A 25,437-nucleotide genomic window follows, 5' to 3' on the forward strand; every position below is an offset into this window, starting at 1 on the left:
AGCTTGACGGTATGATTTCACCGTCAACGCAAAGCGGAGCAATCGATGCGAATCCTGGTGATCGAGGACGAGCTGAAAACAGCGGCCTATCTGAAGAAAGGCCTGGAAGAGTCCGGCTACGCGGTCGACGTGGCAAACGACGGCCCGCAAGGGCTGATCCTCGCTCTCGAAGAAGAGTACGACGTGATCGTGCTCGACGTGATGTTGCCCGGCATGGACGGCTGGACCATCGTCAAGACCTTGCGCACCACGCGCACCACCCCCGTGCTGTTCCTCACCGCGCGCGACGACGTGGACGACCGCGTGCGCGGCCTCGAACTCGGCGCGGACGACTATCTCGTCAAGCCCTTCGCCTTCGTCGAATTGCTGGCCCGCGTGCGCACGCTGGCCCGCCGTGGCCCGCCGCGCGAGAGTGAACTGATCAAGGTGGGCGACCTGGAAATGGACGTGAACCGCCGGCGCGTGAAGCGCGGCGGCACGCGCATCGACCTCACGCCGCGTGAGTTCTCGCTGCTGCAACTGCTCGCGCGGCGCCAGGGTGAAGTGTTGAGCCGCACGCAGATCGCGTCCTATGTGTGGGATATGAATTTCGACAGCGACACCAACGTGGTCGAAGTGGCGATTCGCCGCTTGCGCACCAAGATCGACGACAACTTTCCCGTCAAGCTGATTCATACCGTGCGCGGCGTGGGCTATGTGCTCGAACTGAAGGACGCCGCCTGATGCGCGGCCGCTCGCTTGCCGCGACGCTAGCATTGGCCTTCGGCGCCACGACACTGACAGTGTTCGTGCTGGTCGGCAGTTTTCTGTATGTGGCGCTCGAAAGGCAGATCAAGGCGCAGGACGATCTCGACATCGTGCTCGCCGCGCGTCACGCACGGCGGCTGGCTGAGGAACTGGATTCGGCGGCGGCCATACGCGAGCACAGCGAGCGGCTGACCAGCATCGTGCTGGGCAATCAGGCCATGTCGATGGAAGTGTTCGATCCCGACGGCAAGCGCGCGATCGAACACAACATCGCCGGCGCGTTCGCGGCACCCGAGGCGGCAAGCGGCGCGGCGACCATTGCCGCGTTGCCGCCGCTCGCGCGCGTGGCGGCAACGGTGCGCATCACGGAAGACGATATTGGCGACTGGACCGGCCGTGACGGCGCGCCGATCCGCGGCATTCTCACCGACGCGCGGCTGCGCGACGGTGACACCGCGAGCCTGCTGGTGGCGCGCAACATGAGCGACCGCTGGCTGCTGCTCGACCGTTACCGCGACAAGCTCGGCATAGCCGGCGTGGCCGGCGTGCTGCTGGCGGTGTTGCTCGGCTATCTGCTGATTCGCGCCGCGCTGCGGCCGTTGCGCAATATTGCAACGAGCGCGAGCCTCGTCACGGTGAATCGACTCAATACGCGGATCGCGGTCGCGCGTGTGCCGAGCGAGCTGGAGACGCTGGTCGCCGCGCTGAACGCGATGCTCGAGCGAGTCGACCACGGTTTTCAGCGTCTGTCCCGTTTCACCGCCGACCTCGCTCACGACATGCGCACGCCGCTTAGCAACATGCGTGGAGCCGCCGAAGTCGCGCTTGCCCGGCCGCGCTCCGTCGATGAATACGAGTCGGTGCTCGCCTCGAATCTGGAAGAGTGCGACCGGCTCTCGAAAATGATCGAGAACGTGCTGTTTCTGGCGCGCGCCGAGCATCCGCAGTTCGTCAAGCACATGCGTGAGTTCGATGCCGGGCAGGAATTGGCCCACATCGCCGACTATTTCGAAGGGATTGCCGAAGATGCGAAGGTGCGCGTGCGTGTCAGCGGCACGGCCAGCCTGACGGCGGATCTCGAACTGTTTCGTCGCGCCGTGAGCAATCTGCTCGCCAATGCCATTCGCTACACGCCGCCCGGCAGCGAGATCGTGCTCGATGCGAGCGCGTCGGCGGAGGCCGTGCGCATCACCGTCGAGAACGAGGGGCAGCCGATTCCCGCCGAGCACATCGAACGGATATTCGACCGCTTCTACCGGGTCGATCCGTCGCGCAGCGCGCTGCCGACGGCGGGGCTGTCGCAAGGGTCGTCCGGGTCCACGGGGCTCGGGCTCGCCATCGTGCGCACGATCATGGAACTGCACGGCGGGTCCGTGCACGCGCAGAGCGACGCGCGGAGTACCTCCTTCGTGCTGACGTTCCCGCGCAGCGTCTGAAAGCGGATAGCGGTCCTACACCGAACCCGCCGCGCTTTTGCTTGCGTTACCCCACGTCCCGCCCAACGCCTTCAACAACAGCACGCTCGACTCCAACTGCCGCGCGGCGATCTGATCGGCCACCCGCTGGTTGGTGAGCGCGATCGTCTGAGCCGTCACCACGTCGAGATAGCTGACCGCGCCCGCGTTGAAACGGTTCGTCGTGAGCCGCAACGACAGATCCGCGGCGGTGGTGGCGCGCTGCTGGCTGGTCGCTTCGTCGGCGAGGGCATGCAGGGCGGAGAGGTTGTCCTCGACCTGCTGAAACGCCACCAGCACCGACTGACGATAGTCCGCGACCGCGCCGTCGTATTGCGCCGTGGCGCCGTGCAGGGCGGCTTTGCGTTTGCCGCCGTCGAACAGCGTGCCGGCCAGTTGCGGCCCGAGCGACCAGAAGAGACTCGGCGCGCTCAGCCACGGCGCGAAAAACGAGCTTTCGAGCCCGACGCTCGCGGACAACACCAGGTCCGGGAAAAACGTTGCATGCGCCTCGCCGATCCGCGCATTCGCCGACGCCACACGCCGTTCGGCGGCGGCGATATCCGGGCGCCGCTCCAGCAGTTGCGACGGCACACCGGGCGGAATCGCCAGCGGCGTCGCAGCCGACCCGTTCGGCGGCAGCGTGAAGGTCGATGCCGGTTCGCCGATCAGCGTGGCGATCGCGTGCTGCATCTGCGAGCGTGACACGTCGATATCGGTATCTTGCGTGCGCGTCGCCTCGAGTTGCGTCGTGGCTTGAGCGACCGCGGAGGCATCGATCGCGCCGTCCTTCAGTTGTTGCTGCAGCAGCTTCAACGCGGCGTCGTAGGCGCTCACGCTGTCGTCGAGCAGCTTCTTCTGCGTGTCGAGCGAGCGCAGCGAGAAATAGTCGACGGCCAGATCCGCGCTCATCGACAGTCGCACGCCTTCGAGGTCCGCTTCGCTCGCCTGGGCGTCGGCCTGCGCGCCGTTCACGCTGTCGCGCACCCGGCCGAACAGATCCGGCTCCCAGCTCGCCGCCACGCCCGCCGAATAGTCCGGCACGGTCTTGCCCGCGAGCGATTTCCCTTCGACGTTCTGCGAGGTCCGATAGCGGTCCTGCGCCACTCCGGCGGTGATCGTCGGAAAGAAACCGGCGCGCTGGTAGTCCACCATCGAGCGCGCTTGCTGAACCTGCGCGACCGCCTTGCGCACGGTCTGGTTCGAAACGTCGATGCGCGCTTCGAGCTGGTTCAGCACCGGATCGTTGAAGATCGTCCACCAGGGGCCGCGCGGCGTGGCGTCGGCCGGAGCGGCTTGCGCCCAGCCGGGCGCGGCGCCCGCATACTGCGCGGGAATCTCGGCGCTCGGGCGCTGATAGGGCGGCAAGGTCGAGCACGCGCTGAGCAGCGCGCCGATCAGCGTGGCCGCCAGCGCGCGGCGCGGCAGCGGTCGTGAATCAGATAGGGAGAACATCGGCGAATCCTTTCCGTGATGAGGCACTCAGCCGTGCATGGCCGGCATGATCTGAACCATCTGGCCGGTGCTCAGCGAATCGCTGGGGTTGTCGATCACGCGGTCGGTGGCGGCGAGGCCCGTGGTGATTTCCACGTGCGTGCCGAAATCGCGGCCGATATGCACGGTCTTCAGCACCGCGCGGCCATGGCTGTCGACCACCGCGACCGTCACGCCGTCCGGCCGGAACAGCAGGGCGCTGACGGGCAGATCGAGTGCCGGCGTGGTCGATTGCAATTGCAGATGCACCTGCGTGTAAGCGCCGGGCATCAGTGCGCCGTCCTTGTTGTCGACGTCTACCTCGACGCGCAGCGTGCGGCTCGACGGATCGATCGAGCCGGTGCTGCGCGCCACCTTGGCGGGAATGCGGCGGCCCGGATACTGCTGGGCGCTCAGATAGACGCCGGTGTCGGGGGTGACGTAAGGCGCGTCGTTCTGCGGCACGTCCACGAACACCCGCAACACGCCGTTCTGCTGGATATGGAACAGCTCGCCCGACATGCCCGCGGTGCCGGGCGTACCGCCCGCCGTCACCAGCGCGCCGACATCGACGTTGCGCGCGGTGATCACGCCGTCGAACGGCGCGGTGATCTTTTCGTACGAGACCAGTTCGGCGAGATGCGCGACATTGGCCTGCGCCGAGGCGAGCATCGCACCGCGCGCCTGCATGTCGCTGACCTTGGTGTCGGCGTCCTGCTGCGCGACCGATTGGGTTTTCAGCATCTCCTGCCAGCGCTGCGCGGTGGTCTTCGCGTAGTCGAAATTGGCTTGCGCGGTGGCTTCGTCGGCGCGGGCCTGGCGCAGTTGCGCGTCGAGATCCGGGGCTTCGATCGTCGCGAGCACCTGGCCGCTTTTCACTTGCGCGCCGATGTCGGTGTTCCAGTGCGCGAGGTAGCCGCTCGTGCGCGCGTAGATCGATGCTTCCGCGAACGGCGTGACGGAGCCGGGCAGCAGCAGTTCGTTCACGCTCGGCGCGGGGCGCGGCTTGACCACCGACACGGTCAGCATGCTTTGCGCCTGCGTCTGCTCGGTCAGGTCGGCGCTGGCATGGAGGCGCGGCACGATGCCGACGATCAGCAGCGCTACCGCGACACCGCCGAGTGCGAACGGCCAGAGAGCGCGGCGCGGTTTCGCGCTGGTTGCGTCGGACCCTTTAGTCGCGCTTGTTGCGTTCGTCGCATTGGTCGCATCGGTCGAATCGCTCGCGTTGGTCGCGCGATCGGTCGCGCAACCTGCGTCAGCGTGAGCGGCATGGCTGCTGTCAACGGCCTTGGCGGCCTGCTCACCAAGCCCCGGCGGAAGTGAGGAATTATTCATGGGATAGGTCTCGTCGAAATCAAAGGGTGCGTTCGGGGACGGCGGGTTCGAGTTTTGCGGTGCGCGCCGCGCGGCGTTTGTCGAGCCACGCATGCACCATTCCGTAGACGACCGGCACGAACAGCAAGGTCGACATCGTGCCGAGCGCGAGGCCGCCGATTACGGCGCGGCCGAGCGGCGCGTTCTGTTCGCCGCCGTCGCCGAGACCGAGCGCCATCGGCAGCATGCCGATCAGCATGGCGAGCGCGGTCATCAGCACCGGACGGAAGCGGCTGAAACCGGCTTCGAGTGCGGCTTCCAGCGGCGGCTTGCCGGCCTGGTGAGTTTCGCGCGCCGTATTGATGACGAGAATGCTGTTGGCCGTGGCGATGCCGATGCACAGAATCGTGCCGGTGAGCGCCGGCACGCTCAGGCGGGTGCCGGTGCTGAACAGCATCCAGGCAATGCCGGCGAGCGAGCCCGGCAAGCCGCTGATGATGATGAACGGGTCGAGCCACGACTGGAAGTTGACGACCATCAGCAGATAGACGAGGCCGATGGCGAACACGAGACCGCTCGCGAGGCCACTGAACGAATCGTGCATGGCCTGCACCTGGCCGCGTACCACGATGGACGCGCCCGGCGGCAGCTGTGGCCGGATCTGATCGACGATCCGGTTCACGTCCGCCGCCACGCCGCCGAGATCACGCCCTTGCACCGAAGCGAAGATATCGAGCACCGGCTGCACGTTGTAGTGCGAGACGACGGCTTGCTGCGTGCCGCGTGTCAGCGTGCTCAACGCGCCGAGCAGGTTCTGCGGCGCCGGGCCCGCGCCGTTCGCCGAGAACGAGGCGGTAGCGGCGGCGGTTGGCGTGCTCGACGTAGTGGCCGCGCCGCCGTTCTGCGCGACCGGAATATTGGCGAGCGCCTGCAGCGAGTTGATGTCGTACTGCGGCATCATCGCCATGAGCGGATAGCTCACGCCGTTGTGCGGATCGAGCCAGAAATTCGGCGAGGTTTGCGAGCTGCCCGAGAGCGCGATCAGCAGGTTTTGCGACACGTCGCGCTGTAACAGGCCGGCCTGAATCGCCCGGGTGCGATCGACGTTGACGTTGATCGCCGGCGCGTCGCCAGGCTGCTGAATACGCGCGTCGACGAGGCCGCGCACGCCGCGCAGTTGCGCGAGCAGACGGTTCGCCACCGTGCGGTTGGCGTCGAGCTTGTTGCCGACAATCTGGATATCGATTGGCGCGGGCAGGCCAAAGTTAAGAATCTGGCTGACGATGTCGGCGGGCAGGAAGGCGAACGTGACGCCGGGGAAATCCTTCGTCAGTGTCGTGCGCAGCGTCGCCACGTATTGCGCCGTCGGCTTGTGTTTCGGCGCGAGCGTGATCATCACGTCGGCATCTTCCGGGCCGATCGGGTCCGACGAGTCGTAGGTCAGGTTGATACCGCTCACCGGCACGCCGATGTTGTCGAGGATCGCCGCAAGCTCCGGCTTCGGAATCACGTCGCGCACCCGGGCTTCGACCTGGTCGGTGATGCTCGCGGTGTCCTCGATCCGCGTGCCGGTCGGCGCGCGCAGATGCAGGCGGATCTCGCCGGTATCCACGGCGGGGAAGAAGTCGCGGCCGGCGAACGGCACCAGCGCGAGCGAGCCGATGCACAGCAGCAGGAAGATCGCGACGAAGCGCCGCGGACTCGCGATCGCCGCGGCGAGCACGTCGCGATAGCGTACGCGCAGCAATTCGAAGCGATGCTCGAAGCCGGCCTGAAAACGGATCAGGCGCGCAACCGGGCCGTTGCCGGTAACGGGCGCGTTGCTGCGCGCGCGCATCAGGTACATCGCCAGGGTCGGCACCAGCGTGCGCGAGAAGAAGTACGACGCGATCATCGCGAACACCACCGCTTCGGCGAGCGGCACGAACAGATAGCGGGCCACGCCTGAAAGCAGGAACATCGGCACGAATACGATGCAGATCGACAGGGTCGAGACGAACGTCGGCACGGCGATTTCGCCGGAACCGTTCAGGATCGCGTCGTACAGCGATTCGCCATTCTCCAGATGATGCGTGATGTTCTCGATCGCGACGGTGGCGTCGTCGACGAGAATCCCCACGGCGAGCGCGAGGCCGCCGAGCGTCATGATGTTGATGGTCTGGCCGAGCGCGGACAACGCGATCAGCGAGGTCAGCACGGCGAGCGGAATGGAAACCGCGATGATCAGCGTGGCGCGCCAGCTGCCGAGAAAGAGCAGGATCATCACGGCGGTGAGGGCGGCGGCGATCACTGCCTCGCGCGCCACGCCCACCACGGCGGACTTCACGAACACGGACTGGTCCGACAGCGCGGTGATATGCAGCGCGCTCGGCAGGCCGGCCGCGATATGCGGCAGCATGGCCTTGACCTGCTGGATGATGGTGAGCGTCGACGTGCTGCCGGATTTTTCGATGGTCAGCAGCGCGGCGCGTTTGCCGTCGCTGCGCACAATGTTGGTTTGCGGCGCGTAGCCGTCGCGCACGTGGGCGACGTCGCGCACATAGACCACGCCGCCCGCCACCGTCTTGATCGGCAGATCGTTGAGCGCCGCCACGGTGTCGGTGCTGCCGTTCATCTGCACGTTGTATTCCTTCGTGCCGATCTTGGCCGTGCCGCCGGGCAGGATCAGGTTCTGCGCGTTCACGGCGTTGACCACGTCGAGCGGCGCAAGTCCTTTGGCCTGCAACGCGCGCGGATCGATGTCCACCATGATCTGCCGCACCTTGCCGCCGAACGGAAGCGGCACGGACGCGCCTTGCACCGTCGCCAGTTGCGTACGGATCTGACTGTTGCCGAGGTCGTAGAGTTGCTGTTCCGAGAGCGTGTTGCTGGACAGGCCGAGTTGCAGGATCGGCACGGTCGACGCGTTATACGTAATGATGTTCGGCGGCAATGTGCCCGGCGGCAGCACGCGCAGAATCGACGCCGAATTGGACGCCGCTTCGGCAATCGCGCGATTGATGTCCGCGCCCGGATGAAAAAAGATCTTCACCACGGAGACGCCGTTCAGAGATTGCGACTCGATGTGCTCGATATCGTCCACGTCCGAGGTCAGCGCGCGCTCGTAGTTGGACGTGATGCGATTGGCCATGTCCTGGGCGGAGAAGCCGTTGTACGTCCAGACAATGCTGACCACCGGGATATTGATGTTCGGAAAAATATCGGTCGGTGTGCGCAGTATCGCGAGCGGGCCGGCGATAAAGATCAGCACGGCGAGGACCACGAAGGTATAAGGGCGGCGCAGCGCGAGCCTGACGATCCACATGACGGGTTCCTGAAAAGAGGCCGATGGCGGTACGCGTCATTGCGGTGCGGCTGAGGCCGTGACGCGGGCTTCATGAGTCAGGAGTGTGGCGGGGCGGCGCTGACGGGCTGCCGTCGGTTAGATTACCGTTCTGTTATCCGCGGGCGGGTTCCCGGTGACGGCGATATGGCGCGGCCTCACGCGGGGTTCTGACGGGCAGCCGTCGACGGCGAACCGCCGACGGCTGCGGAAGTGCAGCGGAATCGGGAAATCCATGCGATTGAGCACGGCACGGATGATGGCGGCGCGATTCGCATGGCGCGCACGGAGCCGACGCGGTTCGGATGGCGGGAACGGGAATGGCGCCGGTGCGGGTCGCCCGGCGCGCACGGCAGGGAAGGCGGCGGTGCTATGAACGGTCGCGACTGCGTGCGCGTGTCGCGCCGGTAATCACCGCGACGCCGAGCAGGATCACGGCGACGATGGCAATCGTATGTTGAGCGACGTGCATGGCCATCAAGCCCCAGGCCACGCCGCCGATCAGAATGATCCAGCCAACCAGATAAATGAGCAGGGTCATCTTTTCTCCTTGTTCGAATCGACTTGGTAGGTCTATCGAGTAGCACGATTCGCGCCCGACGCCGGCCAGCCCCGCCGGCGTTCGGACGCTCAAGGAGAACAGCGCGATGATGCAGGGCGGCTCGCCCCGCTCAGCCGCAAGCCGGCTTGGCCTTCTTGCAGGCGTCGGCAAGCTGGGGCGGCGGGTCTTTCTTGAACACTGTCTTATACGACTCGAGCACGTTCGACTGAACCACCGGCAAGGACTGCACGCCGATCCACGCTGGCGGGGTCTGGCCGATGAGCGCCTTCATCATCGCCAGCGCTTCGGCTACGCCCTGGTCGTACGGACGCTGCGAGCCGGTGGCCTTGAGCGGCCCGCCCTTGGCGATCTCGATCGCGGATTGCAGGCCGAGGTCGACCGTCGTCACGGGAATCGTCACGCCTTGTGCGCGCATCGAGGTGAGCGTGTCCAGTGCCGGTTGGTCCCAGACAGCGAAGAGCCCCTTCACGTCCGGATTGCCGGTCAGGAAGTCGCCCGCGATCTGCCCGACTTTCGACGGGTCCGTGAAAGCGACCTGCTTGATCTTGATGTCCGGGCGATTCTTCTTCAGCCAGTCGTTGACGGCCTTGGTGCGCTCGGTCGTGCTGAAGTAGTCCACGCCGAAATTCACGAGCCCGACCGTCGCGCCTTGCGGCACGCACGAGGCGAGCACTTTCGCCGCGATCTGGCCGTTGCCTTCGCTGTCCGCCGAGATCATCGCGGCGTATTGCTCGGGATGCTTCAGGCCGGTCGGCACGTTGTCCATGAACACGAGTTTGATGCCGGCCGCGGACACCTTCTTGTAGGTGGCGGCCGTTGCCGTGCCGTCTACCGGAATCGAGATGATGCCGTCCGGATGGCGCTGGATCGTGTTCTCGATATCCGCGATCTGCTTGTCGACCTGATACTCAGCGGAGGCCGTACCGATCACTTCCACGCCGTATTTTTTCAGCGTATCGGTAATGCCTTGCACCTGCAGTTGCGACCAGTCGAGATTCATGGTCTGCATGGAAATGCCGACCTTGAATTTGCCGGCTTTGATCCTGGCGATGTCGGCGTCGGTCAGCTTCACGGCATCCACCGACGCGGCTTTTTCGCCGTTCGGCCCTTGCCCCACGATCGTCTTCGGTCCGATCGATCCGGTGGGCAGGCTGGTCACACACTGCGCGTAAGCGCCCGAGGAAGCCAGACATGCGACGGCCGCCGCCGCCATGACACTGGCTAACGCTTTGCTTGAACCACGATGTTGTTTCATGTCTCTCCTCCGTTGGTCTTCACGTCCGAACTACGTCTGCTCGCGAGCGGTCGCCGTGACGGCATTACTGCGCTACCGCTCGCTACTTCCTGGTAAACGCAACCGCCGCGACGATGATCACGCCCTTGATCACCAGTTGCAGCGACGAACTGACGCCGAGCAGCACCAGTCCGTTATTGAGCGTGCCGATGATCAGACTGCCAAGCAGCGTCCCCAGCACGAAGCCGCGGCCGCCGAACAGACTGCACCCGCCGAGCGTGACGGAGGCGATCACATCCAGTTCCATGCCTTGCACCACATCGGGCCGCGCCGCGTGCGAGCGGGCGGAAAGCACGAGCGCGGCGAGCCCGGCCAGCATGCCGGTGAGAATGAAGGCGAGGGTGGTCACGCGCCGCGTGTTGATGCCCGAATAGAGCGCGGCGGTCGGATTGCCGCCCGCCGCATAGATCTGCCGTCCGAACACGCTGTAGTGCAGCAGCAGAATGCCCGCGATCACGGCGAGCAGCGTCCAGATGATCGGCACCGGCACGCCGAAAATGTCGCCTTCGCCGAAGATCGCGATAAACGAGTCGTTGTCGATGATCACGGGCTTGGTGGTCGTGACCATCAGCGCGAGTCCGCGCGCGGCGCTCAATGTGCCGAGCGTGACCAGAAACGAAGGAATGTTGACGCGCGTGGTGACGATCCCATTGATCGCGCCGACAATCGCGCCGGTGCCGATCCCGGCGATCGCGCCGATCACCCAGTTGTTGCCCAGATAGGTCATGGCGAGCGCGGCGGACATGCCCGAGAGCGCCAACGTCGATCCCACCGACAGATCGATCTGCCGCGCAATGATCACGAAGGTCATGCCGATCGCGATGATGGAGACGAGCGCGGTTTGCCGGCCGATATTCAGGAAGTTGTCGATGGACAGGAACCACGGCGACGCGAAGCTGAACACCACCAGCAGAATCGCGAACGCAGCATAGAGCGCATAGGGCCGGTCGCCTTGCAGCAGGGCTCGCGCGATGCGCCGCATACGGCTTTTCTGCGGCGGCGATGCCTGCCGTTCGGACGTCAGCGGCGAGACGGATTCGTTCATGTTGCTTGCGCCTCGATGGAAGAACGGGACAGTTGGATCAGGTGATGCAACGCTTCGGCGTTGGCGAGTTCGGCGCGCTCGACCGTCTTGACGATCGAGCCGTCCGCAACAATCGAGATCCGGTCGCACAGGCGCAAGAGTTCATCCAGGTCGGAGGACACGACGAGCACGCCGGTTCCGGCCCGGGCGGCGTCGTTCACCACGCCGTAGATTTCCTCGCGCGCGCCCACGTCGACGCCGACCGTCGGTTCGTCGAGTAGAAGGACGCGCGGGCGCGGGTGGTTCCACTTCGCGAACACCACTTTCTGCTGATTGCCGCCGGATAGAAACTTGACCGCGGTGGAAGGGCCGGGCGCCTTGACGGACAGCTCCTTCATGGAGCGCTTTGCCTGCTGCACAGCCGCCTGACTGCGCAACCATCCCCAGCGGGAAAAATGCGGCAGGCGCGGCAGTGTCAGATTGCGTTCGATCGAATGATCGAGCACGAGCCCTTCGAGATGACGGTCCTCCGGCACCAGTGCCACGCCGAGTTGAATGGCTTCGGCGGGCGTGATGCGCGAACGCGCGCGACCGTCGATCTCGATGGCGCCGGTGTCGACCGTGCGAAGACCAAAGATGGTTTGCAGAATCTCGCTGCGCCCGCTGCCGATCAGCCCCGCGAGCCCGTGGATTTCGCCGCGGCGAAGCAATAGATCGACGTGACGCAGCCGGTCGTTGCTGACGTTCGATAGCTTGAGCACGGGCGCGGCGGTGGCATCGGCTGCTTCGTCGTGGACAGCCGACGCGCTGGCCGGTTCCGCGGCAATCACGCCATCGCCCACGGCGGTCTTCTGCCGTGCCTGCAACGCGGCATGACCGGAGCCGACGATCGCCGCCACCAGTTGCTTCATATCCGTTTTCGAAGTCTCGAACGTGCCGGCATTGGCGCCGTCACGGAACACCGTCACGCGCTGCGAAATCCGGAACACCTCGTTCAACCGGTGCGTCACATAGATCACACCCACGCCGCGCGCCGTGACCGCGCGAATCGCGTCGAACAGAATCTGCTCTTCGCCGCCGGTCAACGCGGAAGTGGGTTCGTCGAGAATCAGGACCCGCACTTCGCCCATCAAGGCTTTGCAGATCTCGGTCATTTGCCGGTAGGCGAAGGGCAGCGCGCCGACCTGTGTCTTCGGATCGAGCGGGATGCCATGCGAGCGCAGGAATTCGCCGACCGTGGCCATGAGCTGGCGGTTCTTCACGAAGCCAAGGCGTGTGCGGGGCTCGCGGCCCAACATGAGATTGGCGCCGACGGAAAGCGATTCGACGAGACTCAGGTCCTGATAGACCACGGCGACACCCGCATCGCGCGATTGCGCCGGCGAGTCGAACGCCACTTTCTGTCCGGCGATTTCGATCACGCCGTCGTCATACGCATGCACGCCGCTGAGGATCTTGATCAGCGTGGACTTGCCCGCGCCGTTTTCGCCGAGCAGCGCATGGACTTCGCCGGGAAACACTTCGAGGTTGACGCCGCGCAGCGCTTGCACGCCGCCAAATCGCTTGGTGACGCCCGCAACACGGATCAATGGAACCCGAGGCGATGACGCGGCCGCGACCGCAACCGGCTCACTCATCTGGCATGTCTCCTTCGTCCACGCGACGACATTCTTTTCTTTATCTAACGCTAGCCGGCCGACAACCGTGTTGTGATCTTCGCATCATGAATATGGTGCGTCAATAACATTGGCGGGCACCAAGCGCGTTTATCCGCTTGTTGATGTCATGATTGCTCGCAAAGCTTGTTATGATTCTATCAATCGTTGTAGCATAAGTGCGAACAAATTGCCGGCGGCTGTTGTGCGTCGCATCATATTTTCGGATGTCTTATGCCACAAGCTCCATTGCAGTCTTCCTCGGTCGTCGCGCTGCGCGGCACACCGCTCGTCCATCCGGTGCGCAATCCCGGCATGCCGTTCGACGCCTCGTGGCTCGACGGCCTGCGCGTCAATCAGTCGGCCGTGGAACGGCGCACCGCCACACTCGGCACGCGTCGCAGCGTCAAGAAAGATGCACAGGCGGCGTGGCTGCTGAAGGCCATCACCTGCATCGACCTCACCACGCTCAACGGTGACGACACCGAGGGGCGCGTGCGCCGCCTCTGCGCGAAAGCGCGCCAACCGGTGCGCGCCGATCTGCTCGAAGCGCTCGGCATAGCGCCGCAAGGCATCACGACGGGCGCGGTGTGTGTCTATCACCGCTTCGTTGCGGCGGCAGTCGATGCGCTGCACGGCAGCGGCATTCCGGTTGCGGCGGTCTCCACGGGTTTCCCCGCCGGGCTGATTCCGCATCCGCTGAAGCTGAAAGAGATCGAAGCCTCGGTCGCGGACGGCGCGCGGGAAATCGATATCGTCGTGACGCGTGAATATGTGCTGACCGGCAACTGGCAGGCGCTCTACGACGAAGTGCGGGACTTCCGCGCGGCCTGCGGCCCGGCGCATCTGAAGGCGATTCTCGCCACCGGCGACATTCGCACGCTCTCGAATGTGGCGCGCGCCTCGATGGTCTGCATGATGGCCGGCGCCGACTTCATCAAGACCTCCACCGGCAAGGAAGGCGTCAACGCGACGCTCGACGTGTCGCTCGTCATGGTGCGCATGATCCGCGAGTACCAGGAGCGCACCGGCGTGCTGATCGGCTTCAAGCCGGCGGGCGGCGTGTCGACGGCGAAGTCGGTGCTGTCGTATCAGATCCTGATGAAAGAAGAACTCGGCCGTGCGTGGCTCGAACCTGAACTCTTCCGGATCGGTGCATCGAGCCTGCTGGCCGATATCGAACGCCAGCTCGAACATTACGTGAGCGGCCGTTACTCCGCTTTCAACCGTCACCCCGTAGCCTGAACAGAAGACCGATCCCATGAGCGTAGCCGAGTATTTTTCATCGATGGAGTACGGTCCCGCACCCGAGGACGATCAACCCGCGCGCGCCTGGCTGGCGCAGCATGAGGGCCGTTTCGGGCATTTCATCGGCGGTGCGTGGCATGCGCCCGCAACCGATGAGCGCTTCGCCTCGCACGCACCCGCCACGGGCGAGCAGCTTGCCGATATCGCCCAAGGCGATGCGGCCGACATCGACGCCGCGGTGGCCGCCGCGCGCGCCGCGCAGCCTGGCTGGTTCGCGTTGGGCGGCGCGGGACGCGCGCGCCATCTGTATGCGCTCGCGCGCATGGTGCAGCGTCATAGCCGGCTGTTCGCCGTGCTCGAAGCGCTCGATAACGGCAAGCCGATCCGCGAAACGCGCGATATCGACGTGCCGCTCGTCGCGCGCCATTTTCTGCATCACGCGGGTTGGGCCCAGTTGCAGGAGAGCGAGTTCGCCGACCAGGCGCCGCTCGGTGTGATCGGGCAAATCGTGCCGTGGAATTTTCCGCTGCTCATGCTTGCGTGGAAAATCGCGCCGGCCATTGCCATGGGCAACTGCGTGGTCCTGAAGCCAGCCGAATACACGCCGCTCACGGCCTTGCTGTTCGCCGAACTCGCGCATCGTGCGGGTTTGCCGGCTGGCGTGCTGAATGTCGTCACCGGCGACGGGCGCACGGGCGCGGCTTTGGTCGAGCATCCTGACGTGGACAAGATCGCCTTCACCGGTTCGACCGAAGTTGGCCGGCTGATCCGTTCGGCCACGGCTGGTTCGGGCAAATCGCTGACGCTCGAACTCGGCGGCAAGTCGCCCTTCATCGTGTTCGACGACGCGGATCTGGACGGCGCGGTGGAAGGCGTCGTCGACGCGATCTGGTTCAACCAGGGGCAAGTGTGTTGCGCGGGCTCGCGGCTGCTGGTGCAGGAAGGCGTCGAAGCGCGATTCATCGCGAAGCTGAAACGGCGCATGGAGACGCTGCGCGTGGGCTCCTCGCTCGACAAGAGCATCGACCTCGGCGCGATCGTCGATCCAGTGCAGCTCGAGCGCATCCAGTCGCTGGTGGAAACCGGCCGTCGTGAAGGCTGCTCGGTCTGGCAGTCGCCCGAGACGACATTGCCGGCCGGCGGCTGCTTCTATCCGCCGACGCTCGTGACCGGCGTGGCGCCGGCGTCCACGCTGGCGCAGGAAGAGATCTTCGGACCGGTGCTGGTGACGATGAGCTTTCGCACGCCCGACGAAGCGATTGCGCTCGCCAACAACTCGCGCTACGGACTCGCCGCGAGTGTGTGGAGCGAAACCATCGGCCGCGCGCTCGATGTCGCGCCGCGTCTGGCGTGCGGCGTCGTCTGGATCAACGCGACGAATCTGTTCGACGCGGCGGTCGGCTTCGGCGGTTATCGCGAATCGGGGTATGGCCGCGAAGGCGGACGTGAGGGCATCTACGAATACCTGAAACCGCGGGCCTGGCTCAATCTTCCGGAGCGCCGGACAGCGCGCAGCGCGGGCGGCACCACCGCCTCGCTCGACCCGTTGTCCAATGTCACATCGATTGACCGCACCGCGAAGCTCTTTATCGGCGGCAAGCAGGCGCGGCCGGACAGCGGCTATTCGCTGCCGGTTCACGCGCCGGACGGCACGCCCGTCGGCGAAGTGGCCGCGGGCAATCGCAAGGACATCCGCAACGCGGTCGAAGCGGCACGCGCCGCGCAGAAGTGGTCGCAGGCGAGCACGCATAACCGCGCGCAGGTGCTGTTCTATCTGGCGGAGAATTTGGCCGTGCGCGCGGACGAATTCGTGCGCCAGCTCATGGTGCGAAACGATGCGACGGAGGGCGCGGCGCGAGCGGAAGTGGACGCTTCGGTACAGCGTCTCTTCACTTACGCCGCGTGGGCCGACAAGTTCGACGGCGCCGTGCATACGCCGCCGCTGCGTGGTGTTGCGCTGGCCATGCATGAGCCGCTCGGCGTGATCGGCATTGCCTGTCCCGACGAAGCGCCGCTGCTCGGTTTCGTCTCGTTGGCGGCGCCCGCGCTGGCCATGGGCAACCGCGTGGTGGTGGTGCCGAGCGAGGCGTCGCCGCTCACGGTCACGGATTTCTATCAGATCGCCGAAACCTCGGACGTGCCCGGTGGCGTGCTGAACATCGTCACCGGCGAACGCGGCGCGTTGCTGCCGGCGCTCGCGAAGCACGACGATGTGGATGCGTTCTGGTGCTTCGGCAGCGCGGCGGATTCGATGCTTGTGGAGCGCGAATCGATCGGCAATCTGAAGCGGACATTCGTCGATCACGGCCGCCAGTTCGACTGGTTCGACCGTTCGAGCGAAGGCCGGCCGTTCCTGCGCCAGGCCGTGCAGGTGAAGAACATCTGGATACCGTACGGCGACTGACAGGCCGCCGTACCGACACGCTGAACGACATGCACGCCAACCAGAAAATGGAGGAGACAACGTGCTGAAGAATCTGGATCTGCTGTTCAATGCCGAGGTGCCGCGCGCATCTCTGGCGCCGCAAGACATTCCCTTGAACCCGGCTGTTCAGGAGCGAGGGGAACGCGCATGAATACGTCTTCGCAACAAAACGGACGCGTCGTCATTCTCGGCATCTACGTCACCGATCTGACGTTTCGCGCCGGCCGTATGCCGCAGATCGGCGAGACCATCGCGGGCTCGGCGTTCGCGATGGGGCCAGGCGGCAAGGGCTCGAATCAGGCGGTGGCCGCCGCGCGCGCGGGCGCCGACGTGGTGTTCTGCACCCGCATCGGCGACGACGCGTTCGGCGCGATTGCGCGCGCCACGTGGACCGCGGAAGGCATTACGGCGCGCGCCTCGGTGATCGAGGGCGTCTCGACGGGCGCGGCGCATATCTTCGTCGACGACAACACCGGCATGAACGCGATCATCGTCGCATCCGGCGCGGCCGGCACGATGGAGCCCGCCGATGTCGACGCAATCGAAGCCGATATCGCTTCCGCCCGGGTTTTCGTCACGCAGCTCGAACAGCCGCTCGAGGCCGCGCGGCGCGGGCTCGAAGTGGCGCGCCGGCATGGCGTCATCACCGTGTTCAATCCGGCGCCCGCGTTGCCGCTCGACGACGGCATCTTCCCGCTGTGCGATTACATCACCCCGAATGAAACCGAAGCGACCGCGCTCACCGGCGTGCCGATCGCGAATGCCGACGACGCCCGGCGCGCCGCCGACGTGCTGCTCGCCAAGGGCGTCGGCACCGTCATCGTTACGCTGGGCGAGGGCGGCGCGCTGCTGCATTCGGCGACGCAATCGATTCTCGTGCCCGCGTACTACTGCGGTCGCGTGGTGGAAACCGCCGGCGCGGGGGATGGCTTCACAGGCGGCTTCGCGGCCGCGCTCGCGCGCGGCGACGACGCGGTTACCGCATTGCGTTTTGGTTGCGCGCTCGCCGGCATTTCCGTGACGCGTCCGGGCACAGCGCCTTCCATGCCGACGCTCGACGAAGTGAACCAGGTATTGAAGCAGCCGACGCAGCCGAACCAGCCGGCCGGCATGTCCCAGGCATCCTGATCGATTGCGAAGGTTGAAGGAGCGTATCGTCACCATGAAGTCAACGTTCACCGCTGGAAAACTGTTCGGCGACCGGCAACTGAATTTTCTGCTGATCGTCAACGTGCTCGTCGTGCTGGTCGCGACGTGGCTTTCGCACGGCCAGTTCGTCGATATCGACAATCTGCAGTCGATGGGCGGGCAGTTGCCCGAACTCGGCCTGCTGGCGCTCGGCATCATGCTCTCCATGGTGTCGGGCAACGGCGGCATCGACCTGTCCGGCGTCGGACTCGCCAATCTGTCCGGCATGGTCGCCGCACTGATCGTGCCGCGCTTCGTCAGCGGCGACGACTCGCCTGCGCTCTACACGTCGCTCTTCTGCGTGATCGTGGTGACGATGGGCCTGCTCGGCGGGCTGCTGAACGGCGTGGTGATCGCACGGCTCAGACTCACGCCGATTCTCTGCACGCTCGGCACGCAGTTGCTGTTTACCGGCTTCGCGGTGGTGCTCAGCAATGGCGCTTCCGTACATGTGGATTACGTGGACCCGTTGTCGAATATCGGTAACGGTACGGTGTTTCAGGTGCCGATCGCGTTCTGCATCTTTATCGCGGCCGTGGTCGTGCTGGGCTGGCTGCTCAAACGCAGCCCGTTCGGCCTGCGTCTTTATCTGATGGGCACCAATCCCAAAGCGGCGTTCTATGCCGGCATTCCGCGCGCGCGGATGCTGATCATGACCTATGCCATGTGCGGCGTGCTGGCGTCGCTGGCCGGGCTGATCAGCGCGACGCATACGTCCAGCGCGAAATGGGACTACGGCAACTCTTATCTGCTGATCGCGATCCTGATTGCCGTGATGGGCGGAGTGAATCCCGCCGGCGGGCACGGCCGCATCATCTGCGTGTTTTTCGCCGCGACGGTGCTGCAGTTTCTCTCCAGCCTGTTCAATCTGATGGGCGTATCGCAGTTCTTCGGCGATTGCGCGTGGGGGTTTCTGTTGCTGCTGTCGCTCGCGTTTGCGGGCGGCGAACGGGTGCGCGCGATTTTCGGCTTCGGCGGCGGCGCGGGCGCAGGTGCCTCGGCGAATGCGGCGCCCAAGCGTTAACGGGCGCCGGACAAAGGTTTCAGTACACGGCGGACAACGAGCCCTGGCTGTCCGCGACGGTGAAATGGGCGACATCGAACCAAAAAGGAGACATCGCATGAAATTGACTCGACTGGGTGCCGCGCTCGCAGCAGGCGCATTGACGATTGGCGTCATCGCCGCAGCGCAGGCTGCCACCAACGAGACCATCGTCACGGTCGTCAAGGTGACCGGCATCAACTGGTTCAACCGCATGGACGACGGCGTGAAGCAGTTCGCCAAGGACAACCCCGGTGTCAACGCGTATCAGACCGGCCCCGGCCGGGCGGATGCGGCCCAGCAACTGAAAATCATCGAAGACCTGATCGCCAAGAAGGTGACGGCGATCGCCGTGGTGCCCTACGATCCGCCGACGCTCGAACCGGCGCTCAAGAAGGCGATGGATCGCGGCATCAAGGTGGTCACGCATGAAGCCGACAACGCCAAGAACACGATGGTGGACATCGAAGCGTTCGACAACACCGCCTACGGTGCCGGCCTGAACGAACGGCTCGCCTCGTGCATGCACGACGACGGCAAATGGGCCGTGCTGGTCGGCTCGCTCGGCAGCCGCTCGCAGGTGCAGTGGGCGGACGGCGGCATCGGCAACGCCAAGGCGAAGTATCCGAAGATGAACCTGGTCGAGCCGAAGCTCGAAACCAACAACGACGGCGAACGCGCCTATGAAGTCGCGAAGGAAGTGCTGCGCAAGCATCCAGACCTGAAGGGCTTCCAGGGCTCGTCGTCGCTCGACGTGATCGGCATTGGCCGGGCGGTGGAAGAGGCGGGTATGCAGGGCAAGATCTGCGTGTACGGCACGGGCCTGCCGACTGAAGCCGGCAAGTTCCTCGAAAGCGGCGCCATTAATGGCATCGCATTCTGGGATCCGAAGCTCGCGGGCATCGCCATGAACAAGGTCGCGCAGATGCTGATCGACGGCAAGACGGTCGAGAACGGCGCCGACCTTGGCATTCCGGGCTACACGAAGGTGACGGTCGCGAAAGGACCGGGCAAGGGCATCATCGTGCGCGGTCAGGGCTGGGTGAACGTCGACAAGACGAACTACAAGCAGTATCCGTTCTGATCGGGCTTTGGCTTCATGTGTCACGGCGTCCCCCAAAGGGGACGCCACAACTTGCGACTCGTCACCATGAATCAAGACGCAACCTCACCGAAGTCACCGCAGTCCGACACGCCGCAACCGTTTCTCCAGGTGGTCGGCGTGCACAAGCGCTTCACCGGCGTGTATGCGCTGCGCGGCGTGAGCCTGTCGTTCGAGCGCGGTCAGATCTATCACCTGCTGGGTGAAAACGGCTGCGGCAAGAGCACGCTCATCAAGATCATCTCCGGCGCGCAACCGCCTGATGAAGGCGAACTCGTGATCGAAGGCGTGCGGCACGCGCGGCTCTCCGCGCTCGAATCGCTCGCTGCCGGTATCGAAACCGTGTATCAGGATCTTTCGCTGCTGCCCAATATGAACGTGGCTGAAAACGTCGCGCTCACCTCGGAGCTGGCCACGCACGCGGGCAAGCTCGCCCGCACCTTCGACCGGCGCGAACTGGCGCGCACGGCGGCACGCGCGCTCGAAGCGGTCGGGCTGCCCGGCAGCGCGGAATTTCAGGCAACGCTCATCGAGCAATTGCCGCTCGCCACCCGGCAACTCGTGGCGATTGCCCGCGCGATTGCCAGCGAGGCCAAGTTCGTCATCATGGACGAGCCCACCACCTCGCTCACGCAGAAGGAGGTCGACAATCTGATTGCCGTGCTCGCCAATCTGCGCGCGCAGGGCGTCACCGTCCTGTTCGTGAGCCACAAACTCGACGAGTGCTACGCGATCGGCGGCGAGGTGATCGTGCTGCGCGACGGGCAGAAAATGGCGCAAGGGCCGATCGCGCAATTCACCAAGGCGCAGATCAGCGAGCTGATGACAGGCAGACATCTGTCGAGCGAGCGTTATCGCGAAGGTGCATGCGAGCGCAACGTCGTGCTCGACGTGCGAGGTTATACGCGCGCCGGCCAGTTCAGCGATGTGTCGTTCTCACTGCACGGCGGCGAGATTCTCGGCATTACCGGCCTGCTCGATTCGGGGCGCAACGAACTCGCGCGTGCGCTGGCGGGCGTCGCGCCGGCTCAATCCGGGCAGGTCACGCTCGACGGCAAGGCCATTTCACTGCGCACGCCCTCGGACGCGAAAGCGCATCGCATCGGCTATGTACCGGAAGACCGCCTGAATGAAGGGCTTTTTCTCGACAAGTCGATTCGCGACAATGTGATCACCGCGATGATCTCCAGCCTGCGTGACCGCTTCGGCCAGATCGACCGCACGCGCTCACAGGCGCTCGCGGAACAGACCGTGAAGGATTTGCAGATCGCCACGCCGGGTGTCGACAAACCCGTGCAATCGCTGTCGGGCGGCAACCAGCAGCGCGTGCTGATCGGCCGCTGGCTCGCCATCGACCCGCGCGTGCTGATCCTGCATGGACCGACGGTCGGCGTCGACGTCGGCTCGAAGGACATTATTTACCGCATCATGCAGCGCCTGTCGCAACGCGGCATCGGCATCATTCTGATCAGCGACGATTTGCCCGAACTGCTGCAGAACTGCGACCGCATTCTGATGATGAAGAAAGGGCGCGTGGCAAGCGAATACCAGGCCGACACGCTGAGCGAAGCCGATCTGTATCACGCGTTGCTTTCCGAAGCCGCATAAAGGACGTTTCCACTCATGAACTCGCGCATCGATTCGCGCCTGAACCAGACCATGACCACCCCGACCGTTGTCGAAGTCGCTCCCGAGGTCAAGCCGCCGAGCTTGCGGACCAGGCTCGCGCGCAATCCCGAATGGTTCACCGTCGCGTTGATCGCGGTGACGTGCCTGGTTGTCGGCGCGATCAATCCGCGCTTCTTCCAGTTGGCCACGCTGTTCGATCTGTTGCACTCCGCCACCACGATGTCGCTGTTCGCGCTGGGGACGCTCGTGGTGCTCGCCTCCGGCGGGATCGACGTCTCGTTCACCGCGATTGCCGCGCTGACCATGTACGGCATCACCAAAGCCGTGTTCGCGTGGTGGCCGGATGCGCCGTTCGCGCTGATTCTGATCACGGGCGCGCTCGGCGGCATCGTACTCGGCGTGGTCAACGGGCTGCTGGTGCATCGGCTGAAAGCGCCTTCGCTGATCGTCACGATCGGCACGCAATATCTGTATCGCGGGCTGCTGCTGACGTTTATCGGCACGACGTTCTTCATGAACATCCCGCACAGCATGGATCATTTCGGCCGCATTCCGCTGTTTTTCTATCACACCGCCGACGGCTTACGCGCCGTGTTGCCGGTATCGGTAGTGGCGCTGGTAGCGGCCGCGGTGCTCACCTGGTGGCTGTTGAACCGCACGATGATGGGACGCGGCGTTTATGCAATGGGCGGCAGCCTCGCGATTGCCGAACGGCTCGGCTACAACCTGCGCGCGATCCATCTGTTCGTATTCGGCTATACCGGCATGCTCGCCGGCATTGCAGGGATTCTGCATGTGTCGAACAACCGGCTCGCGAATCCGTTCGATCTGGTGGGCTCGGAACTCGACGTGATCGCCGCGGTGATTCTGGGCGGCGCGCGTATTACGGGCGGCACCGGCACGGTCGCCGGCACGTTGCTCGGCGTGGTGCTCGTCACGCTGATCAACAGTGTGCTGATTCTGGTGGGTGTGCCGAGCACCTGGCAGAAGGTGATTATCGGCGCGTTTATTCTGATCGCCGGTACGCTCTTCGCCTTGCAGCGCAAGAATTGAGGACCGGGCTGCGACCTGTGCGTTGCGCGGTCGCGGCCCGCGCTGCACGGGCCGCAAGTGCGCTTATCGGCGCTTGCGATGCTCCTGGCCTTTCTCGGTGATGATGGAATCGAAGTCGTCGACTTGCGAGAAGCGCACCGCCTTGACTACGCCTAACTTGCTCTGATCCACCACCAGATGCCGTTCGACCGCGCTTGCCATGGCTGCCTGCTTGAGCGCGACCTCATGGAAATTCCAGCAGGTGACGCCGCGCGCAGTGTCCACGCCGCCGGCGGAAATGAACGCCTTGTTGATCCCCATGCGGCGCAGCATCTCCAGACTTTCTTCACCCGCGAACGAATCTGACGAGGGCACGTAGACGCCGCCCAGCAGAATCATTCGTACATTCGGTTTGCGCCGCAGAATCTCCGCGACATTCAGCGAATAGCACACCACCGTGACGTGCCGCTCGACCGGAATCAGCCGGGCCAGCGTGGTGAGTGTCGTGCCGCAATCGATGAACAGCGTTTCGTTATCGCCGATAAGTCCCGCCGCGACCGCCGACGCTTCGGCCTTTGCCTGCGCGAAGTGATCTTTTTCTTCTTCGAGTGAGTAGCCGGCGTTATTGGGTACGTCGGTCGCGCTGACGATATAGCCGCCAAGATACGTGAATCGTTCTGGACTGCCTGCGATGTCGCGACGGACAGTCATTTCCGAAACGCCCAGCAAGCCGGCGGCGTCGCGCAGGCGCATCACGTTTTGCCTTGCCAACGCATCGGCAAGGGCGCGGAGGCGGTCGGGTTTCAGCATGGGGATCCTGTCGCGCGATGTGTGGGTGGGCGTTATGTTTTGTTCGATTTGATGAAAGAATTATAACAAGAGGAGGTGCGCGCGGCGAGCGCGATGTGAGATCGGTGAGAGCGGGAATTTACGTCCGCGGCACGTGCGTGGTCGCGTTATTTCTTTGCTGACGACCAGAGAAGATGTTCGAGAGCGCCGTCTCCATAGGTCCGAATCACTTCGGAAATAATCACCTGGTATCCGTTCAGCCAGTTCGACTGAGCGGCTTTCGCCTCCCGATGCGTCGGATGCTGAATCAGAATTTGAAGCGCATCGAGCGATTGCCAGTAGTACACGTTAGACGTCAAACCGGTGGCGCTGTTTTCCCACGTTTCTTCACCCAGGTAGCCCGGTATCGTCCTCGCGACTTTCGCGATTTCCTGATCAAGACGATGAAACGTGTCGTCGAATTGCTTCGTGGCAAAAATGAACGTGGATGAATACATGCTGCTGATCCGACGGAAAAGGTTGTGACGCTACGTCTCGGGGTTCGTGCCGAACAGCTCGAAGCGGGCGGGCAACCTCCCGTCTCAGCGCACCTTGCATTGTAAGCGGGGTCACCTCTCCGGCGGTGTGACTAAACAGGGTGCCGTGGCGATTGACGACGACCACCGCAATGCCATGAATCGCGCCTTTCAATGCTCAATGGTTGATTTCTTCGAGCCGCAGTCCGTTGGTCCTGGGGCCGAACGCACCGATCGAAATCATCACAGCCGCCATGCACACGGTGATGCCGGTAAACACGCCTGCCACGCCAAAGTCACGCAACAGGAAGGCGATGATGAAACCCGACATCATGGCGCCAATACGGCTGGCCGAATACACAATGCCATTCGCCCGGCAGCGCACCGCGGTCGGGAACAACTCGGACTGGTAAGCGTGATAGCACACCGAGATCGTCTGCCCGGCGAGGCTGATCAACACACCCAGCACAATCAGAGGTCCGACCGATTTCATCTGGCCGAACATCAATCCGAACACGATAACCGCGAGCGCTCCGCCGACAATCAGCCATTTGCGCTGCACCTTGTCCGCGTACAGCATGGCGAGCATGGGACCGACAGGCAGGGCAATCGCGATCACGAACGAATACAGCAGGCTTTTGGTCACGGTGATGCCTTGCCCGATAAGCAGCGTCGGTACCCAGTTGGCAAAGCCGTAGTAGCCGATCGCCTGGCAGAAGTTGAAGACGATCAGCATGATCAGACGCGAACGGTAAGGCGGTTGAAGCAGCTCGGCAAGCGAAGCACGGCGATGCGCGGGCTGTTCAACGGCAGATGCGGGAGGCGGCAACGCACGACCCAACTGCTTCACGGCCTTCGCCTCCATCGTCGCGACAATGCGTTCGGCTTGCTCCTCACGAGCATGTGACGCGAGCCAGCGCGGGCTTTCCGGCACGATGCGGCGAATGAACCACACGAATATTGCGCCGATCGACCCGACGAGCACGACACAACGCCAGCCGTCGATGCCGAACACGGTGGTCGGCACGAGCCAGTAGGAGAGGATCGCGGCCACCGGCGCGGCGGCGAACATGACCATCTGGTTGAAGGCCATCGCGCGGCCACGCATATGCTGGGGGACGAGTTCGGTGACGTAACTGTCGATCGTCACGATCTCGATTCCCACGCCGATGCCGGTGATGAAACGCCACAGAATGACGCCTTCGGGCGTGGTCTGGAATGCCATGATCGCCGAGCCCACGGAGTACCACAGCAGCGAGAACGTGAACACGGCGCGGCGGCCGTAACGGTCGGGGAGCCAGCCAAATCCGAACGTACCGACGAAGAGGCCCGCGAACGTGGCCGCGATAAAGCCCGCAATCCCCTGAAAACCGAAGAACGCAGCCGTGGTGGTTTTCAACAGGCCGCTCTTCGCCATACCCGGCGCGATATAACCCGTGAAGATCAGGTCATACACTTCGAAAAACCCGCCGAGCGAGATGAGGAACACCATCAGCCAGATATAGCGGGTGGCGGGCAAGCGGTCCATCCGCGCGGAAAGTACTGCGGCGGTACGTGATTGCGCTGGGGTATCGGTTGATACGATGGGCGGAATATCCGTAGTGATGACGCGTTGCATG

The 25,437-nt window shown here is 64.3% G+C and carries 19 protein-coding genes; 9 read left to right on the top strand and 10 right to left on the bottom strand.

Features of this window, described 5'->3' with window-relative positions; translation table 11 throughout:
* Window positions 1-45 precede the first annotated feature (45 nt).
* A complete protein-coding gene (locus P0D71_RS17305) occupies window positions 46-723 on the top strand; it encodes a heavy metal response regulator transcription factor (protein WP_095420861.1) in 678 nt (225 codons plus the stop codon).
* Entirely contained in the window at window positions 723-2,183 is a 1,461-nt protein-coding gene (locus P0D71_RS17310; protein ID WP_408481201.1) for a heavy metal sensor histidine kinase, read from the top strand. The genes P0D71_RS17305 and P0D71_RS17310 overlap by 1 nt, the downstream gene beginning before the upstream one ends.
* Window positions 2,184-2,198: 15 nt before the next feature.
* On the opposite strand, the gene P0D71_RS17315 is transcribed toward P0D71_RS17310, so the two are convergent.
* The 7 genes from P0D71_RS17315 to P0D71_RS17345 all read right to left on the bottom strand — a co-directional run bounded on the left by P0D71_RS17315 (window position 2,199) and on the right by P0D71_RS17345 (window position 12,830).
* On the bottom strand, window positions 2,199-3,656 hold the full coding sequence (locus P0D71_RS17315; protein ID WP_408481202.1) for an efflux transporter outer membrane subunit: 1,458 nt from the start codon (window positions 3,654-3,656) through the stop codon (window positions 2,199-2,201).
* 27 nt (window positions 3,657-3,683) lie between these two features.
* On the bottom strand, window positions 3,684-5,012 hold the full coding sequence (locus P0D71_RS17320; RefSeq protein ID WP_408481204.1) for an efflux RND transporter periplasmic adaptor subunit: 1,329 nt from the start codon (window positions 5,010-5,012) through the stop codon (window positions 3,684-3,686).
* A gap of 19 nt (window positions 5,013-5,031) precedes the next feature.
* Window positions 5,032-8,295, bottom strand: a complete 3,264-nt coding sequence (locus P0D71_RS17325; RefSeq protein WP_408481205.1) for an efflux RND transporter permease subunit — start codon at window positions 8,293-8,295, stop codon at window positions 5,032-5,034.
* Between the two features lie 388 nt (window positions 8,296-8,683).
* Window positions 8,684-8,854, bottom strand: a complete 171-nt coding sequence (locus tag P0D71_RS17330) for a hypothetical protein (protein ID WP_177205174.1) — start codon at window positions 8,852-8,854, stop codon at window positions 8,684-8,686.
* 130 nt (window positions 8,855-8,984) lie between these two features.
* The gene (locus P0D71_RS17335) at window positions 8,985-10,130 is read right to left on the bottom strand and encodes a substrate-binding domain-containing protein (protein ID WP_408183884.1); all 1,146 of its coding nucleotides are present in this window, start codon (window positions 10,128-10,130) and stop codon (window positions 8,985-8,987) included.
* 82 nt (window positions 10,131-10,212) lie between these two features.
* Entirely contained in the window at window positions 10,213-11,214 is a 1,002-nt protein-coding gene (locus P0D71_RS17340; RefSeq protein ID WP_091808418.1) for an ABC transporter permease, read from the bottom strand.
* A complete protein-coding gene (locus tag P0D71_RS17345; protein WP_408481207.1) occupies window positions 11,211-12,830 on the bottom strand; it encodes a sugar ABC transporter ATP-binding protein in 1,620 nt (539 codons plus the stop codon). The genes P0D71_RS17340 and P0D71_RS17345 overlap by 4 nt, the downstream gene beginning before the upstream one ends.
* Before the next feature lie 252 nt (window positions 12,831-13,082).
* Between P0D71_RS17345 and deoC the strand changes: the two genes are divergently transcribed.
* The 7 genes from deoC (at window position 13,083) to P0D71_RS17380 (ending at window position 22,535) form a co-directional block, all read left to right on the top strand.
* Window positions 13,083-14,093, top strand: a complete 1,011-nt coding sequence (gene deoC / locus P0D71_RS17350) for a deoxyribose-phosphate aldolase (RefSeq protein ID WP_408481209.1) — start codon at window positions 13,083-13,085, stop codon at window positions 14,091-14,093.
* 16 nt (window positions 14,094-14,109) lie between these two features.
* Complete coding sequence (locus P0D71_RS17355; RefSeq protein WP_408481210.1) at window positions 14,110-16,500, top strand: aldehyde dehydrogenase family protein; 2,391 nt, start codon at window positions 14,110-14,112, stop codon at window positions 16,498-16,500.
* Between the two features lie 168 nt (window positions 16,501-16,668).
* The gene (rbsK, locus tag P0D71_RS17360) at window positions 16,669-17,649 is read left to right on the top strand and encodes a ribokinase (RefSeq protein WP_408481211.1); all 981 of its coding nucleotides are present in this window, start codon (window positions 16,669-16,671) and stop codon (window positions 17,647-17,649) included.
* Window positions 17,650-17,683: 34 nt separating this feature from the next.
* Window positions 17,684-18,733 carry an ABC transporter permease gene (locus P0D71_RS17365; RefSeq protein ID WP_408481213.1) on the top strand — a complete coding sequence of 350 codons (1,050 nt, stop codon included), beginning with the start codon at window positions 17,684-17,686 and terminating at the stop codon, window positions 18,731-18,733.
* A 97-nt stretch (window positions 18,734-18,830) separates the two neighbouring features.
* Window positions 18,831-19,835 (top strand): autoinducer 2 ABC transporter substrate-binding protein, encoded by a 1,005-nt coding sequence (locus tag P0D71_RS17370; RefSeq protein ID WP_091808430.1) that lies wholly within the window; start codon window positions 18,831-18,833, stop codon window positions 19,833-19,835.
* Between the two features lie 66 nt (window positions 19,836-19,901).
* Window positions 19,902-21,461 carry a sugar ABC transporter ATP-binding protein gene (locus P0D71_RS17375; protein WP_408481215.1) on the top strand — a complete coding sequence of 520 codons (1,560 nt, stop codon included), beginning with the start codon at window positions 19,902-19,904 and terminating at the stop codon, window positions 21,459-21,461.
* 15 nt (window positions 21,462-21,476) lie between these two features.
* Window positions 21,477-22,535, top strand: a complete 1,059-nt coding sequence (locus P0D71_RS17380) for an ABC transporter permease (protein ID WP_091808433.1) — start codon at window positions 21,477-21,479, stop codon at window positions 22,533-22,535.
* Between the two features lie 63 nt (window positions 22,536-22,598).
* On the opposite strand, the gene P0D71_RS17385 is transcribed toward P0D71_RS17380, so the two are convergent.
* The 3 genes from P0D71_RS17385 to P0D71_RS17395 all read right to left on the bottom strand — a co-directional run bounded on the left by P0D71_RS17385 (window position 22,599) and on the right by P0D71_RS17395 (window position 25,436).
* Entirely contained in the window at window positions 22,599-23,324 is a 726-nt protein-coding gene (locus P0D71_RS17385; protein WP_408183878.1) for a DeoR/GlpR family DNA-binding transcription regulator, read from the bottom strand.
* 146 nt (window positions 23,325-23,470) lie between these two features.
* Window positions 23,471-23,800 carry an antibiotic biosynthesis monooxygenase family protein gene (locus P0D71_RS17390; RefSeq protein WP_408481217.1) on the bottom strand — a complete coding sequence of 110 codons (330 nt, stop codon included), beginning with the start codon at window positions 23,798-23,800 and terminating at the stop codon, window positions 23,471-23,473.
* Between the two features lie 196 nt (window positions 23,801-23,996).
* Window positions 23,997-25,436: an MFS transporter gene (locus P0D71_RS17395; protein ID WP_408481219.1), complete on the bottom strand. Its 1,440-nt coding sequence runs from the start codon at window positions 25,434-25,436 to the stop codon at window positions 23,997-23,999.
* Window position 25,437 lies beyond the last annotated feature (1 nt).

Source organism: Paraburkholderia sp. RL17-383-BIF-A (assembly GCF_046028015.1).
GTDB lineage: Bacteria > Pseudomonadota > Gammaproteobacteria > Burkholderiales > Burkholderiaceae > Paraburkholderia.

Bases quoted from the DNA above. Each gene is read 5' to 3' on its own strand.
- P0D71_RS17305 (WP_095420861.1), top strand. From the start codon at position 46: ATGCGAATCCTGGTGATCGAGGACGAGCTGAAAACAGCGGCCTATCTG.
- P0D71_RS17310 (WP_408481201.1), top strand. From the start codon at position 723: ATGCGCGGCCGCTCGCTTGCCGCGACGCTAGCATTGGCCTTCGGCGCC.
- P0D71_RS17315 (WP_408481202.1), bottom strand. From the start codon at position 3,656: ATGTTCTCCCTATCTGATTCACGACCGCTGCCGCGCCGCGCGCTGGCG.
- P0D71_RS17320 (WP_408481204.1), bottom strand. From the start codon at position 5,012: ATGAATAATTCCTCACTTCCGCCGGGGCTTGGTGAGCAGGCCGCCAAG.
- P0D71_RS17325 (WP_408481205.1), bottom strand. From the start codon at position 8,295: ATGTGGATCGTCAGGCTCGCGCTGCGCCGCCCTTATACCTTCGTGGTC.
- P0D71_RS17330 (WP_177205174.1), bottom strand. From the start codon at position 8,854: ATGACCCTGCTCATTTATCTGGTTGGCTGGATCATTCTGATCGGCGGC.
- P0D71_RS17335 (WP_408183884.1), bottom strand. From the start codon at position 10,130: ATGAAACAACATCGTGGTTCAAGCAAAGCGTTAGCCAGTGTCATGGCG.
- P0D71_RS17340 (WP_091808418.1), bottom strand. From the start codon at position 11,214: ATGAACGAATCCGTCTCGCCGCTGACGTCCGAACGGCAGGCATCGCCG.
- P0D71_RS17345 (WP_408481207.1), bottom strand. From the start codon at position 12,830: ATGAGTGAGCCGGTTGCGGTCGCGGCCGCGTCATCGCCTCGGGTTCCA.
- deoC (WP_408481209.1), top strand. From the start codon at position 13,083: ATGCCACAAGCTCCATTGCAGTCTTCCTCGGTCGTCGCGCTGCGCGGC.
- P0D71_RS17355 (WP_408481210.1), top strand. From the start codon at position 14,110: ATGAGCGTAGCCGAGTATTTTTCATCGATGGAGTACGGTCCCGCACCC.
- rbsK (WP_408481211.1), top strand. From the start codon at position 16,669: ATGAATACGTCTTCGCAACAAAACGGACGCGTCGTCATTCTCGGCATC.
- P0D71_RS17365 (WP_408481213.1), top strand. From the start codon at position 17,684: ATGAAGTCAACGTTCACCGCTGGAAAACTGTTCGGCGACCGGCAACTG.
- P0D71_RS17370 (WP_091808430.1), top strand. From the start codon at position 18,831: ATGAAATTGACTCGACTGGGTGCCGCGCTCGCAGCAGGCGCATTGACG.
- P0D71_RS17375 (WP_408481215.1), top strand. From the start codon at position 19,902: ATGAATCAAGACGCAACCTCACCGAAGTCACCGCAGTCCGACACGCCG.
- P0D71_RS17380 (WP_091808433.1), top strand. From the start codon at position 21,477: ATGAACTCGCGCATCGATTCGCGCCTGAACCAGACCATGACCACCCCG.
- P0D71_RS17385 (WP_408183878.1), bottom strand. From the start codon at position 23,324: ATGCTGAAACCCGACCGCCTCCGCGCCCTTGCCGATGCGTTGGCAAGG.
- P0D71_RS17390 (WP_408481217.1), bottom strand. From the start codon at position 23,800: ATGTATTCATCCACGTTCATTTTTGCCACGAAGCAATTCGACGACACG.
- P0D71_RS17395 (WP_408481219.1), bottom strand. From the start codon at position 25,436: ATGCAACGCGTCATCACTACGGATATTCCGCCCATCGTATCAACCGAT.